Raw genomic sequence first — 15001 nt, forward strand, 5'->3', positions numbered from 1 at the left:
AAAGGGATTGCTATGTTAAACAAAATTATTTACAGCAGTTTATTACTAAACGGCATATTGATAAGCACGTTATCTTCCCCTAGTTTTGCAGCAGCTTATGATCAGCAGCTCAACAATAATCTAAAAAAAGCCAATCACAGTGTCAGTGAAAAAGTGATCACGTGGCGACGTCATCTGCACCAATACCCTGAGCTGAGTAATCGCGAATTTGAAACTGCTAAATACATTACTAAGCATTTAAAAGCACTGGGCCTCGAAGTTCAAACTGGGGTAGCTCATACTGGTGTGGTGGCTAAACTAAAAGGCGGTAAAAAAGGCCCTTTAGTGGCGCTGCGTGCCGATATGGACGCCCTCCCAGTTACTGAGCAAGTTGACTTACCATTTGCATCAACCCAGACCTCAACCTACCGTGGCAATGAAGTCGGTGTTATGCATGCCTGTGGTCACGATAATCATGTTGCTATTTTGATGGCTGTGGCAGAGTCTTTAGCTAAAGTTCAAGATGACTTAGCCGGTGATGTCCTGTTCGTATTCCAACCAGCGGAAGAAGGTGCACCAGACGGCGAGGAAGGCGGTGCTAAACTGATGCTCAAAGAAGGTTTATTCAAAGAAAAACCCGTAGCGGTATTTGGTTTGCATGTAACCAGCTCATTAAATACAGGCCAAATTGGCTTTCGTGAAGGCCCACTTATGGCCAGTGAAGATTCTTTTACTATTAATGTTCAAGGTCGCCAAACCCATGGTTCACGACCTTGGAATGGGGTTGATCCAATCGTCGCAGCTTCGCAAATTATTATGGCCACACAAACCATTTCATCTCGTCAAGTTGATGTTACCAAAGCGCCCTCTGTTATCTCCTTTGGGGCTATTAATGGCGGCGTCCGCTCAAATATCATTCCTGATAGTGTTGAGTTAATTGGCACAATTCGCACCTTTGACCAAACAATGCGTGCAGATATTAAAACACGATTAGCGAAAACCGCCGAGCTAGTAGCAGAATCTGCCGGCGCTAAAGCCGATGTACATATCGATCATGGCTATCCGGTTACTGTGAATGATGTAAAACTCACCCAAAAAATGACGCCAACACTCGCTAAAGTGGCAGGGGCTGAGAATATCATTACCACTGATTTGATCACCGGTGCTGAAGACTTCAGCTATTACGCATTAGAAACTCCGGGCTTGTTTTTTTTCTTAGGTGTTACACCCCAAGGCCAAGATGCCAAAATGGCGGCAAGTAATCACTCGCCACAGTTTTTCGCCGACGAGAAAGCATTGCAGCTGGGGGTTGATTCAATGACTCAATTGGTTGTGGATTTTTTTGCTAATGAAAAATAATTCTTAATAAAATATACCCACATGATGTGGGTATATGAACATTTATGGAGCTAAGGCTTAGCGCGCAGTAAGTAACTGCGATAAGTAATCTGGTTTTCCTTCGATACGCTCAAGATGAGGGTATTTAAGGCCATCATGGTAATCTATCTGAATTTCACTGTACTGATCAAAGTTTTTCACCAGTAGCTTAATTGGCGCTGTTGTGCCTTTAGCATCAGTGACGGCATCTTTAAGTGCATCACCACTGAACTGCGTATTATTAACCGCAATAATTTGCATACTTGGCGCAAGACCCGCATTAAATGCAGGGCTATCCCATAATACATCGCGCATTTTGCCCTCTTTATTTACTGAAAAGCCCAGAGAATAAAGTAGATCCGTCGCTTTATAGCGGGTTTCAATTGCTTTAATGCCATCAGAGGCTTTATCGTTATAAATCAATTGCCAACCTTGATCTGCAAGTGAGTTAGACAAATTTACATGGCCTTTTAAACGCGCATTAATAAACTCATCCCATTGGTACTTTTCAATCCCATTGAGAGTATTGATCACATCGTCAAATTTATAGGTCAGTACATTCCAATCACCGGGGTTTACACCAAAAAAGTCGTGAGCAAAATCATCTAATGAATGACCGTTGTTACTCAATTCACGTAATTTCGCATCAACAGCAAACCAAATTAACTCGCCCCCTGAGTAATAATCTTCACTCATTTGATAGCTGCGATAAGGCAAAGATGAGCGCTGAGCGATGGTTGGATCGTTAGTAGTATCTAAAATATTGCGCCATGTCATACCAGGGCGACCTTGATCATAGGTTGCGCCTAAACGGGCTAGCATGTCCATCGTATTTTCTTGGCTCCAAAGTCCTGAACGAGCCGCAATAACTTGCCCCCAAAACTGGGTTTGCCCTTCATAAACCCAAAGGCCATTCGCTTCTTTTACCTGATTATAGGTCGGTGTCCATAAGGCTTCAGGTCGACGATATTTACCATTCCAAGAATGGTTAAATTCGTGCGCTAATAAATCGCGACCCACCCATGACTTATCCCAATCGGTAAAGTAATTTTCTTTCGCGCTATTTTCACTTGAACGATGATGCTCCATACCAATACCGCCTAACTTATCTGTAAGGGCAAGTAAAAAGTCATAATGATCAAAGTGGTGTGCACCATAAAGCGCATACATTTGCTGAATAAGCTCACGGTGTGCTGTTAACCCTTCGTCACTGTTCTGAAGGTCTTTTTCTTTATCTGCAAAGATATTTAAGAACACTTTAGTATCAGCATTTGGGTTTAAATCAACACGTTTATAGTGGCTACCAGCAAACATAGGCGAGTCGACTAGGTTTTCAAAATCAATTCCCTCAAAGGTAACTGTATTGTCTTTTTGCGAAGACTTTTCAAGTGCAGTAGCAAATTGCCAGCCTTTCGGCAACGTTACACTTGGTTGAAATTTAATTTTACGACTGTAATGCCCTGCGGGATAAAGCGCTACTGTATCCCATTGTAAGTTGAGCATTTCTGGCGTCATCATAACGCGTCCTTGCTCTGAACTTTGTGGTGACAAAAATTGATATTCAACATGCAACTCACGTACACCCTTAGGAACCTTAAAGTTAAAAGCGTATACGTTAGCAGGATCGCGTTGCCATGCGATCGCTTTACCTTTTGCTGAAATTTTCAATCCAGCCAACTGACTTATTGGTCCAACCGGTGAATGGTGTCCTGGTATCCACTGTGGATAAAGTAATGTCATATCACCAGAGTTTACTGGGATGGTTTCGTTTATTTGAAAAATACGATGAGCAAGATCGGTAGCATCAACTTTGATTTTAATTGTTCCGGGAAATACTTTATCAACCGGATTTTGAACGCCAGCCGAAGCTGATAGAGCAAGGCCCATAAAAGAACTGAGGGCAGCAGCGATAACATAATTTTTCACTTACTTCTCCAATAAAGAAGCGCAAAGCACGCGCATTTAGACTTGTCCTGATAATGTGAGTGCAAAACACTCGGAAACCTCCATTTGTTTCAGTAATTACTGAAACAACCATAACCTTATAACGCCATGAAACCCTTATAGCAATAACTTATGGGACCAATGACGATTAAAAGCGTTAAAGCGATCACTACCTATTATGACAATTAATCACATAGCGTTATATTAAGGTGCTATAAATTCAAAGTCAGTTACACTTATCCACAGTTATTTTTAATGGAATAAATATCAAAGTGACCGCTGACTATTTTCACTTTTTAAACATTATTGGGGTTGCCTTTTTCGCAATTTCAGGGACGTTGCTTGGCCATGATAAAGATATCGGAGGATTCGGTGTTGTCGTCGTCGGTACGGTTACAGCCTTAGGCGGCGGCACACTACGTGATGTATTATTAAATCAGCCAGTGTTTTGGATTGCCCAGCCCGATTACTTATACGCAACGTATGCTGCAATCTTCGTTGCTGTAATATTTATTCGCTATATGCCTGATGTATCGAACTATTATATGTTACTTGTTGATGCCATTGGCATGGCAATTTTTAATGTAGTTGGTATCGAAAAAGCATTAATCGAAGGCACGACCATGATAGTTGCAATTACCATGGGCATGACCACGGGTATATTCGGCGGTTTGATGCGCGACGTAATTTGCCGCGAAGTCCCGCTGGTGATGCGTGATGAACTCTACTCCACCGCTTGTTTTTGCGGTGGCCTTGCTTACGCAGCACTATTTTTATTAGGCGTTCCTTACTTATGGTGTATATTTGGCTCGTTATTTATTACCGTATTTTTACGACTCGGTGCCCTTCACTGGGGCTGGCAACCAAATATATTCAGAAAGAGGACTATCAGAAAGTAATAAGCTATTCGTTAAATAAATAGCTGAGTTGTTATTTTAATTTTTAATTCTCGATTACAATTCAATAATACCAATCGTGTTAAGTTACTGACCATTTATAGCGACAGATAAATGGAGTGATAACAAGGCATAAATTTTGACATGTGGTTGTTCTCGGCAATTGCTCCTGCATTGCTCTACCTCCTGCATCCATGCAGTCGTACATGAAAAATTTATAACGCTGTTAGCGCTTTATTTAGCCCGCTAGAATGGTTAAATATTTAAGTCGATTGGTTTAACTTTCTGACCCCCTGTCAGGCTTATCATTTTGACTGTAACTATGCTGCCACATACAAAAAAAAGCGCGGTGTAAACACCACGCTTTCAACTAACTCAAATCTGCTTAAAACTTACCACTTATGGCATAAAGCTGGCGGTTTAGTCTTCACTTTCCATAAACCGTTGTAATTGGTCTTTAAGATTCGGCGGTATGCCTTTAATAACTAATGTATCCGTGGCTTCGTTGTACATAACGCGCTCGCCTAAGTGTTTACGCTCAAAGCTGATGCTCACGCCGCCGCCAAGACCTGAGAATTTGACCATGCTGGTGACCGTTTTTTTATCAACAGGGAATGACTCTTCTAAATCATAGCTTTGCTCTTTGCAAAAGCTTTCAAACGGATTATCATCACCTTTGGTAAGCGTGGCTGATAACTCGCTAACGTTAGCATCTTCACCTGTAGTGACACAGTCATTACAGTAATCAAACACTTGTTTACGCAGTTCATCTTTTTCTGATTTATCAAACTGTTGCTCTGATAAATAATCTTCAACAGCATTAAGCATGACTTGGCTCTGCTGTTTTGGATCAATCCCTTCTTCACAGCCTAAAAAGTCTAAGAAGAAGTCAGCAACTTTGCGCCCTGCTCGACCTTTGATAAAGGAGATATAACGATTATCTTCAGCTTGGGTATCCCAACCAGTTAAATCTATGCGCGCAGCTAGTTGCATACGCGAAATATCTAAATGCCGCGATGAAGCTAAATCAAGCTCCGAGGTGATTGAATAATGCTCTTTAATGTTGATCATCGCAATCAACATGTAGTCAGTGGCAACATATTGGTAGTGGCAAAATACTAAATACCCGGTTTCGTTAAATGCATATTTATTTAACTCTTCTTTTAAAACCGTTGTCGCTTGCTCTGTCATGTGCCAAAAACCAAGCTCATCGTTACGGTAGCTTTGCATAGCTGATGCGACCACTGAGTTTTTTTCACCACTGAAAGCACAAAACCCTTTGCCAGGTTTGCCATTGTATGCGTGATGAAGTTGCTCGATGAATACAGCGACTTTATCATTCACTGCCATTTCGTCATTGCGCAAATGAATTTGCGTATCGTCGTCTTTTTTGTCTACATAATGAACGACTAACTTTTTAACATCTATTGCCATCTTTGTTTTTCACGCCTCTGGTGTTAAAATACGAGAATATAACTCTTTTATTGAACCAACTGATGCCAATCTTATCAAAATATTCTAATGATGAAGTAGAACAAATCGTCGATCAGCTCATTGATGTGTTAACTAAGCACAATGCGCCGGTTGATTTAAGTCTTATGTGTTTAGGAAATTCTATCACGCATATCTTAAAAGAGCATGTACCAACAGGGAAAAGACAAGCGGTTGCTGACAATTTTGCTAAAGCACTTGCGCAATCGGTTAAATAAACTTTATGAATTTATCGCAGCACAATCAATTTTCGTCTAAAGCAAGTCAATTATTAAGTTGGGGCCATTGGTTCACATTTGCCAATATCGGTTTAGTGTTGCTTATAAGTTCAAGCTACCTATTTGCCGATTCACCACCAACCAGCTTTATGGGTATTCTTTATATGCTAGTGACATGGCTTAGCCACACTAGCTTTATTACCTTTATTGCTTTTGTGCTGACGGTATTTCCGCTGAGTTTGATATTTCCATACCCACGCCATATTCGCGGTATGGCGGCTATACTCGCCACTTGTGGCGCATCATTACTAACCCTAGATGCATATGTATATTTTAACTTAGGTTATCATTTAAGTAGCTCTGCGTTACCTGAAATTGTGTCGCTTTTATGGCATCGCTTAACCAGCTCACCAGCTTTAACCACTTTATTAGCCGGTGGCATTGTTATGCTAATTTTAGCGTTTCAATTACTTGCAAGTAACTATACTTGGCATCATTTAGCGCGTTTAAAACAGTATAAATTTGCCCGCTATGCCAGTTCATTTTTATTAGTGTGTTTTGCTCTGAGCCACAGTATTCATATATGGGCTGATGCTAATTTAAAGTTTGATATCACTAAGCAAGACAATGTTTTACCTTTGTCTTATCCAACAACGGCGAAAAGCTTGTTGGCGAAGAACGATTTATTGGATATTGAAATTTATAAGCAAGCGCATAACGTAAAGCTTAATACGCAAAACGTTAATTACCTTGCTCCTTCGCCACTTGCTCGCTGCGATAATTTTAACGCCACAACCATTGATATTTTAGTTTTTAATACCCCCGCAGCATTAACTAATTTTGCTGAACAACAAACTAATTTATACAAAACAGAACGATTTTTGCAACCAACAGCAGCGCAAGATGCCGTATTTAGCCTAATTTATGGTTTACCTGCGTATTACAAATCGGCCTTAATGGCAGAGCAAACGCTCCCTGTTTGGCAAAGCAACCGTCGCAGTATAAGTGTCGATGGCTTTGTTGACTACGGCTATATTAATAGTGAAACAGTGAATAATGCTGCAATACGCATTATTCAAGCAGATGAAAATACAGTACTTCGCACAGATGTTAAGCAAATATTTGCATTTAGTTTAGCGAGTAATGAACAAGGGATTGTTACTGCTTCGCCTTTATACAGTACAGATAAAAAAGTAACCCGAATTGAAGGTTTGATCCAACCTAGCGATTTAATTGCGACCAGTGTTGGTCAATACTTGGGCTGCAAAACTATCGCACACCAAAGTATGTTAGGCGTTAATTTATATGGCAAAAAAGACGATATGGGGGTTAACTATTCGCAAGGAGTCTTTATTGCTTATAAGAAGGACCGCATCACGTTAATCGATTCTGATGGTAATTATAAGAATATTTCTGCTGCGCAAGGTTTTTCTATTGAACAAGGTTTGGATATTCCGTTTTTAGTGCAAAGTATTAAAAAACTAAAAACATTTACCCAATAACGACACTGGCGATTTGCCCTAGTTAGGTTATAGTTTTATATTTGATTGTGACCAAACTAGGGAAGGCTTGCGTAATGAAACCGTGTACATTTTTCGCTATTTTTATTAGTTTGTTATTATTTGCTGATCCGGCAAGCGCCGCTGATCAATATTATAAATGCGTGACAAACAAAGGCACTACATTTAGCCAGTTCCCATGTAGTGAGCAAGCTACCGAGCACAAACTCACTGTCTCACCTAATGTTACCCCTTCGAATAGCAACCATGTTAAAGTTCTTAACTCGCTTGAACGCGAGCAAATTATTCGTAATCTCAACGCTGAAATTCGCAGCGTTAAACATAAACTGGCCATTTTAAGCCGTGACCGTGATCGCGCTGAATATTCGCAGCAACAACGGCTTAATCGTTTAATGAGCGATGATGAGAAAAGAAATGTTAGCAAAGATATCAAAAAACAAATAAAAGTACTTAATAAAACCTATGCCAAAAATACTAAAGCAATTAACAAACAACTCTCCGAATTAGAAAAAAAACTAAAACGTTATGATTAAGCTATTGGGTTTTACCATTATTTAGCATACTCTTAACAACTGTAGAGCATATACTCTACCTGTCATTTTGGAGTACTCATTCATGCTGCCACAAAATATCGCCGAGCTAATTTTAAATGGCTTTAAAAAACATTATAAGTTATTTCAGCAGATCACCTCGCAAGCTCCCTTGGCTTTTGCCCACAGAGACTGGGCGAAAATGCATGATATCAGCCGCTTACGAATAACCTATTATGATGATCGGGTAAATGAAACCACCCAACAGCTGCAGCCGCATGCCAATCAACTCGATGAATCACTGTGGTTACAAACAAAACAAACGTATCAGCATTTTTTAGCATTTCATCCCCAAGCGGAATTGGCAGAAACTTTTTACAACTCGGTGTTTTGTCGATTATTTCATCGACGTTATTTTAATAACGATTTCATTTTTGTAAAAGCGACTTTAGCTGATGCACCAGCACTACCAGTTGAAGCTGAATACCGTAGTTATTTTCCTGTAGTCGACGGCTTAAAACCCACCATCAAAAAAATAATTAATCAATTTGATTTTAAAACGGATTTTGTGAATTTGGAACGTGATGTAAGATTGCTTGTAAAAGCGTTTTACAAGCAAGCACCCGATACCCATCACCGTGCGTGGCAAATGCGCTTTGATATTCTGCAAACCCCTTTTTATCGTAATAAAGCCGCGTATATAGTTGGCCGAGTCGTGTCGCAAAGTGGTGTGCAACCGTTTATTATTGCCGTGCTACATCACCAAGATGAAGGCCTTTTTTTAGATGCGCTACTGACTAACTCATCGCAAATGCGGGTTATTTTTGGCTTTGCGCGCGCCTATTTTATGGTTGAAACTCATGCCCCGTCGGCCTTAGTTCGCTTTTTAAATCAACTGATGCCCAACAAAACTTTAGCAGAGCTTTACAACGCCATTGGCTTTCATAAGCAAGGTAAAACCGAATTCTATCGCGAGTTTCTAACCCATTTACAACGATCTAATGATGACTTTGTCATTGCACCTGGTACACCCGGCATGGTGATGATGGTATTTACGCTGCCTTCTTTTGACTATGTATTTAAAATAATTAAAGACAAGTTTGGCGAGAGCAAACCATTCGGCCGCGATACGGTCCTTAAACGATATCAATTAGTCAAAAGCCACGATCGAGTTGGCCGCATGGCCGATACCATAGAGTATTCAAACGTCGTATTCCCATTAGCACGTTTTGACGCTACATTACTTGCACAGCTTAAAGCAACTATTGGGTCATCGATGATCATCGAAGGTGATTTACTGATCATCAAACATATGTATATTGAACGCCGCATGACACCGCTTAATTTGTACTTAGAAAACGCTAATGAGGAAGATGCTACTGTTGCAATTACAGAGTACGGTCAAGCGCTTAAAGAAATGATTGCAGTTAATATATTTCCCGGCGATATGTTGCTTAAAAATTTTGGTGTAAGTAAGCATAAACGGATCATTTTTTACGATTATGATGAAGTACAGTATTTAACTGATATGAACTTCAGAGCACTACCCAAAGCAAAAAGTTATGACGACTACTTAACCAATGAACAAAGCTACTCAGTAGCACCACAGGATGTATTTCCTGAACAATTATGTACTTTTGTAATGCCTAACCCGCGTTATAAAGCAATCTTTACTCAGGCACACCCTGAATTACTCGATGTAATATTTTGGCAGCAAGCACAACAAAATGTAAAAAAAGGTATTGTTAGCCATATATACCCATATCCGGCAGCACAGCGATTTATCCACCAGTGGTAAACGAAAGGACACACAATGAATATCAGTAAAATAGATTTAAACTTACTCGTTTATCTCGATACCCTATTACGCGAATGCAATGTTACTCGCGCCGCACATCAACTGAGCATTACACAACCAGCTATGAGCAATGGTTTAAAACGTTTGCGTAATTTATTTAATGATCCGATTTTAGTACGTACCAGTGATGGTATGGTGCCTACCGAACGGGCAATTGAATTACAGCCGGTGATCCGGGGTATATTAATGACCCTAGAAGAAACCCTGGCGCCTAACCGCGAGTTTGAAGCTAGTCAAAGTAAACGAGTGTTTCGGATCATGGCCAGTGATTATGCTGCCAGTACGTTGGCACCAAAACTATTAAGTAAACTTCATGCTGAAGCGCCAGATACCACCTTAGATATCCTAACGCCGAGCGACGTTACCTTCCATGATGTAGAAAATGGTAAAGTTGACATGGCGATTAACCGTTTTGAAAACTTACCACAATCGTTTCATCATAAGCGGATCTGGAAAGACAGCTTTTGTTGCTTAGTCAAAGCCGACAACCCGATAATCGAGAACTTTAGCCTAGATAGTTATTTAAAAGCCCGCCATATTTGGGTGAGTAAAACAGGCTTTGGTGTCGGCGTGGGTATGGATCCTAAAGATGTGCAGAAACTAGGCTGGGTAGATGAAGCCCTCGCCCATTTTGGCAAACACCGCAATATTGCAACCTTTACCCGTAATTATCATGTTGCTATTCACTTAGCAAAAGAACAAAATCTCGTTGCTACACTGCCTTCAAAAGCCGCCAATATTTATTTAGACGATGCTGGTTTAAAAATACTTGAACCCCCTTTTCCTATTCCGCCCTTTGAGCTTGATATGATCTGGAGTCCACTATTACACCGTGATGCAAGTCATATTTGGTTACGGCAAAAAGTAGCCGAAGTAGCCGAAGAATTAAAATAACCATCTTACAAAGTTTGTGTAAAATTTGCTTACTGAGCTTTGTCTAGTAAGCAAAGTCTTTCAAGAAACAATATTTTCTCACTAATAAACAAGATGTTATATTTATTTCTCATACTGGAACATGGCTTGCTTTAGTTAGTGTGAATTTCATTAAACTTAAAGAGGTCACAATTATGAATACCCATCAAGGACAAGACGTTAATCATATCACTGACATTATCCAAGTAATGAACAGCGGCATCGACTTTTATGAAAAAGCCCAAGAGAAAGTAAAAGATCCGGCAATTGGTGCATTATTTCAACGCATGATAGATGCCCGTAAAGTCAGTGTTGAAAACTTACAGCCCTATGCAATCAATGAGCAAGGTGAACGTGAAGATGGCTCATCATTTGCTGTTGAAGCTCGCCGAGCCTACACTGCGCTGATCACTAAATTTAGCTCAGATAACGATGAAACATATGTTAAAGAGCTTGAAGAAGTGGAAGATAAAACACTCTCAGAAATCAAAACAGCGATGAAAAAACCACAACCACATGACTGTGAAGCTGCGCTGGCTAAAGTATTATTAACCATGCAAAGCTGCCATACTGAAATGAGCCGTATGCAAAAGCATTAATCACAATACTTAAATAGAAGCCCAGCTAGATGCTGGGCTTTTTTATGCCTATAACAATGCCCATACAATTTTTAATAACAAAACAATGCAAAGAATTAATAAAAATAGAATATTTATTTAACCACGGCATAAATTTAATCGTCTAGGCTTATTAATAGGTACCTACTACCGTGCTGTGGCGCCGCAGCATTTTATTAAAAAAATAAGGTTCCACTATGAGAAATAAACAACATATACAACAAAGTAATGCCGACGTAGATATGACCCCGATGCTTGATATCGTGTTCATATTATTGATTTTCTTTATAGTTACAACATCATTTATAAAACCCGTTGCTATTGAGTTACATCGCCCATTAGATAAGCCTAATATTGATAAATTAACGAAAAGCGCTCATTTTAGTATTGACCAAAATAACGCTATACATTTTGGTGAACGCTTAATCACATTAGATCAAATCGCCACTAACCTCGCTATGTTCGCAGCAAACTATGATATATCTACTGTGCAAATAACAGCGGACGAGAACAGCACTCACCAAACCTTAATGACTGTAATGAACAACATCAAAAGCTATGAAAACTTCCCAATAACACTGACTTCTAATTAAACACAAAAAAAGGGCCTTACGGCCCTTCAAAAGTTAAATAACGTAGGAGAAGTTATTTAGAATCGGTATTCAGCACCTACATAGTAGTAAGCACCATTAAAGCCAAATGGCGCAGAGCGACGTGAGTACTCAAACACCCCTGTAGAACTAACTATCGTATTCCCCGATGCATCCACTATAGTGCCTGCGCGTGAGTTACCAATGGTGTTTTTATCTGGGTATACGTCAAATAAGTTGTTAGCGCCAATATTTAATGACAGGTTATCAGTAACGTAATAGTTCACTTTAACATCTGTTAGAATTTCAGCCCCGTAGGTTTGACGACCACCGTCTTCGACTGTATATTCACCAAAGCGGTTAAATGACAAGTTGACTGTCCAATCTTCTACACGATATAAAGCACTTAAGTTAACTCTATCTTGTGGTTGCCACTCTTCGATGATTGAGGTTTCTTGCGAAGAAAATACATCTTCAACAGGAATAGTCTCAAGACCACTGCCTTGTGGGGTAAATAAATCCACGACATCGGTTTCAGTAAAATTAGCTGCTAAGGTAAAATCTAGCGTGCCGCCTAACCCTTCAGTATTCCAGGTTGCTACAAAATCAATGCCTTGTGTCTCAGTGTCGGCACCATTTAAGAAAAACTGTCCAGCCCCTGCCCCAGAACTTACTAATGCAGCATCTAAGGTGTCTGATAAGCCTTTGCCTAAACGATTACTGATCACAATGCGGTCATCAATATCAATTGAATAGTAATCTAACGTCACATTAATGTTATCAGTCACGTTATATACAATACCCATACTTAGATTTTGTGATTGCTCTTCTTTAAGCTTTGGAATACCGATACTTTGCGCAAGCGTACTGTCGTTTCTAAACGTACCAACTTCTTCAGCCACTAAAGCACCATTAGGACCAACCACAAATTGCGTGCTTATGTTATTAAAATATAACTGCTGCATAGAAGGTGCTCTAAAGCCTGTACTCACCGCACCACGTAACGATACGTCATCAGTCACAGACCAGTTACCAGCTAACTTAAAGTTTACCGTGTCGCCAAACCCCTTGTAGTTATCATAGCGCAGCGCACCTGAAATAATGACATCATCAATAATGTAGGTTTCAGCATCAAGATAAAATGAAATAACATCACGAGATTCATCCACTGATGACGCAGGCGCTGAGCCACCAAACCCTTGCGTACCACCAGCGGCATTTTCGCTGCCAATACCTGCGCTCAGACCGTCGTAAATATTTACACCATTATTGGTATCGTAATCACGGTATGCGTATTCGCTACCTTCGAGAATACGGTATTCATCAGTGCGTAATTCCGCCCCCATCGCGAGCGAGAAATCATCATAATCTTGCGTAAAGTCAAGGTTAATCGTTTGCAGTGATAACTCCATGCCATACGCATACGCTTGGCGAGGGATAGTGGCACGAATATCATCGGCACTTAGACCTTGCTCGTATCGCAGTAAATTTGCATATGAGCCATTGATGGTATCACTGGTCGTGTAATCGATGCTGTTTTCACCATAAGTGTATGACAAATCAAGACTTGAGCTATTATCAAAGTCTTTTTTAAAGCCAAAGTTGTACGACACATCATCAATGGTGGTATTAATTTTTGGTAAGAAACCCATCGGGATCACCGCATCACCATCTTGCAATACCGGGTTACCAGCACCATTAGCATTTTCACGGAAAAATGCGGCAGATTCATTATCACGGGTAGAGTAAGTGATGAAACCGTAGAGCTCACCACCTGCAAGCTCATAACCCGTATTCACTGTTAACGCAAACTGTTGAGAGTCTGCATCACCAATTCTAAAGGTATCACGAGGAGCTGTTAACTCACGAGGCTCACCCGCTAACAAGGTGCCATCAGAAAGTTCTGTACAGCCATAAAATTGGCAAGAGCCATGCAAACCCGCGCGATTAGTTGGCGCACGGTCACGGTAATTAATCGTCGTATTTAAATAACCCTCATCACCTAAAGCGAAGCCTTTATTAAAATCAACGGTTACGGTTTCACCATCTCCTTCAGAATATTGACCATAGTTAACGGCGGCTTTTCCACCTTCATCAGCATCTTTTAAAACAATGTTAATAACACCTGCAATCGCATCAGAACCGTATTGCGCAGCAGCACCATCACGTAACACTTCGATACGTTTGATTGCAGCAGCTGGAATTGCATTCATATCAGTACCTGCAGTGCCACGCCCTACCGAAGTATTAATATGGATAATACTGGCTTGATGGCGGCGCTTACCATTGATAAGAACTAAAGTTTGATCAGGCCCTAAACCACGTAACGTAGCAGGACGAAGTGCATCAGTGCCATCACTGATCGATGAACTTGAAAAGTTAAAAGAGGGTGCAATTGCTTGCAGCATACGACCAACTTCTGTTTGCCCTGTATTTTCCAGTGCTTCGGCACTTAAAATATCAACGGGGACGGGTAAATCTTCAACTGAACGCCCTGCTACACGGCTACCAACAATAGCAATTTTTTCAATGTTTTCTTGCGCTGCTTGCTCTTGTGCGTTTGCCACTTGACTGTTAGTTGCCATTAAAAGTGGTAAAACAGCGGCACTGACCCCTGAAAGCTTTCTCATGTTGTTATCATTCCTATTGATTTGTTTGAGTTTTATACTCAGTAAACCATTTTGATCAACAACCGCATCGAGTTCAGTCTGTTTTAGCATATTGCTAAGCGCTTCTAACTGAGTGTAATAACCATACACTGATTGAGCTTGGTATTGTTTGGCTAAATCAAACGAAAAAACCACTGTTTGTTCCGTTTGTTTAGCAAATTCAATCAGTGCTAAGTCTGCTCGTTGCGCTTTTATGTCAAATTGTATCATCTGTGATTCAGCCGCCGCGCTCACATTAAAGCTTAATGCAAGCGGTGCAGCCGCTAAAAACCCACACATTGAATACGTTTGGTTACTGCGCAACTTATATAAACAGTTGAGAATGAATAATCCGCTATATAATTTTATCTTTTTATTAATTATTTTATTACTTTTTGCTTTAACCATTATAACTTCTGAC

12 protein-coding genes are annotated in these 15001 nt (G+C 40.3%); 9 read left to right on the forward strand and 3 right to left on the reverse strand.

Features of this window, described 5'->3' with window-relative positions; translation table 11 throughout:
* Nucleotides 1–12 precede the first annotated feature (12 nt).
* Nucleotides 13–1338 (forward strand): amidohydrolase, encoded by a 1326-nt coding sequence (locus tag PHAL_RS0104850; RefSeq protein ID WP_016707298.1) that lies wholly within the window; start codon nt 13–15, stop codon nt 1336–1338.
* A gap of 57 nt (nt 1339–1395) precedes the next feature.
* On the opposite strand, the gene PHAL_RS0104855 is transcribed toward PHAL_RS0104850, so the two are convergent.
* Complete coding sequence (locus PHAL_RS0104855; RefSeq protein ID WP_016707299.1) at nt 1396–3282, reverse strand: M61 family metallopeptidase; 1887 nt, start codon at nt 3280–3282, stop codon at nt 1396–1398.
* Between the two features lie 290 nt (nt 3283–3572).
* Here PHAL_RS0104855 and PHAL_RS0104860 point away from each other — a divergent pair, with 290 nt between their 5' ends.
* Nucleotides 3573–4199 carry a trimeric intracellular cation channel family protein gene (locus tag PHAL_RS0104860; RefSeq protein ID WP_016707300.1) on the forward strand — a complete coding sequence of 209 codons (627 nt, stop codon included), beginning with the start codon at nt 3573–3575 and terminating at the stop codon, nt 4197–4199.
* A gap of 417 nt (nt 4200–4616) precedes the next feature.
* On the opposite strand, the gene yejK is transcribed toward PHAL_RS0104860, so the two are convergent.
* Complete coding sequence (gene yejK / locus PHAL_RS0104865) at nt 4617–5630, reverse strand: nucleoid-associated protein YejK (protein ID WP_016707301.1); 1014 nt, start codon at nt 5628–5630, stop codon at nt 4617–4619.
* Between the two features lie 62 nt (nt 5631–5692).
* Here yejK and PHAL_RS0104870 point away from each other — a divergent pair, with 62 nt between their 5' ends.
* From PHAL_RS0104870 to PHAL_RS0104900, 7 genes are all read left to right on the forward strand, one after another.
* The gene (locus PHAL_RS0104870; protein WP_016707302.1) at nt 5693–5905 is read left to right on the forward strand and encodes a YejL family protein; all 213 of its coding nucleotides are present in this window, start codon (nt 5693–5695) and stop codon (nt 5903–5905) included.
* Nucleotides 5906–5910: 5 nt separating this feature from the next.
* Complete coding sequence (locus PHAL_RS0104875) at nt 5911–7407, forward strand: DUF3413 domain-containing protein (protein ID WP_016707303.1); 1497 nt, start codon at nt 5911–5913, stop codon at nt 7405–7407.
* 74 nt (nt 7408–7481) lie between these two features.
* On the forward strand, nt 7482–7958 hold the full coding sequence (locus PHAL_RS0104880; RefSeq protein ID WP_016707304.1) for a DUF4124 domain-containing protein: 477 nt from the start codon (nt 7482–7484) through the stop codon (nt 7956–7958).
* Between the two features lie 82 nt (nt 7959–8040).
* A complete protein-coding gene (gene aceK / locus PHAL_RS0104885) occupies nt 8041–9753 on the forward strand; it encodes a bifunctional isocitrate dehydrogenase kinase/phosphatase (RefSeq protein ID WP_016707305.1) in 1713 nt (570 codons plus the stop codon).
* A gap of 15 nt (nt 9754–9768) precedes the next feature.
* Entirely contained in the window at nt 9769–10707 is a 939-nt protein-coding gene (locus PHAL_RS0104890) for a LysR family transcriptional regulator (RefSeq protein WP_016707306.1), read from the forward strand.
* Nucleotides 10708–10880: 173 nt separating this feature from the next.
* The gene (locus PHAL_RS0104895) at nt 10881–11324 is read left to right on the forward strand and encodes a ferritin-like domain-containing protein (RefSeq protein ID WP_016707307.1); all 444 of its coding nucleotides are present in this window, start codon (nt 10881–10883) and stop codon (nt 11322–11324) included.
* Nucleotides 11325–11539: 215 nt separating this feature from the next.
* Nucleotides 11540–11935, forward strand: coding sequence for an ExbD/TolR family protein (locus tag PHAL_RS0104900; protein WP_016707308.1), 396 nt, complete (start codon nt 11540–11542; stop codon nt 11933–11935).
* 56 nt (nt 11936–11991) lie between these two features.
* Here the strand turns inward: PHAL_RS0104900 and PHAL_RS0104905 are convergent, their stop codons facing one another.
* Entirely contained in the window at nt 11992–14988 is a 2997-nt protein-coding gene (locus PHAL_RS0104905) for a TonB-dependent receptor plug domain-containing protein (protein WP_016707309.1), read from the reverse strand.
* Nucleotides 14989–15001 lie beyond the last annotated feature (13 nt).

Origin of the sequence: Pseudoalteromonas haloplanktis ATCC 14393 (assembly GCF_000238355.1) — a bacterium.
Lineage (GTDB): Bacteria > Pseudomonadota > Gammaproteobacteria > Enterobacterales > Alteromonadaceae > Pseudoalteromonas > Pseudoalteromonas haloplanktis.

Bases quoted from the DNA above. Each gene is read 5' to 3' on its own strand.
- PHAL_RS0104850 (WP_016707298.1), top strand. From the start codon at position 13: ATGTTAAACAAAATTATTTACAGCAGTTTATTACTAAACGGCATATTG.
- yejK (WP_016707301.1), bottom strand. From the start codon at position 5,630: ATGGCAATAGATGTTAAAAAGTTAGTCGTTCATTATGTAGACAAAAAA.
- PHAL_RS0104870 (WP_016707302.1), top strand. From the start codon at position 5,693: ATGCCAATCTTATCAAAATATTCTAATGATGAAGTAGAACAAATCGTC.
- PHAL_RS0104875 (WP_016707303.1), top strand. From the start codon at position 5,911: ATGAATTTATCGCAGCACAATCAATTTTCGTCTAAAGCAAGTCAATTA.
- PHAL_RS0104880 (WP_016707304.1), top strand. From the start codon at position 7,482: ATGAAACCGTGTACATTTTTCGCTATTTTTATTAGTTTGTTATTATTT.
- aceK (WP_016707305.1), top strand. From the start codon at position 8,041: ATGCTGCCACAAAATATCGCCGAGCTAATTTTAAATGGCTTTAAAAAA.
- PHAL_RS0104890 (WP_016707306.1), top strand. From the start codon at position 9,769: ATGAATATCAGTAAAATAGATTTAAACTTACTCGTTTATCTCGATACC.
- PHAL_RS0104895 (WP_016707307.1), top strand. From the start codon at position 10,881: ATGAATACCCATCAAGGACAAGACGTTAATCATATCACTGACATTATC.
- PHAL_RS0104900 (WP_016707308.1), top strand. From the start codon at position 11,540: ATGAGAAATAAACAACATATACAACAAAGTAATGCCGACGTAGATATG.
- PHAL_RS0104905 (WP_016707309.1), bottom strand. From the start codon at position 14,988: ATGGTTAAAGCAAAAAGTAATAAAATAATTAATAAAAAGATAAAATTA.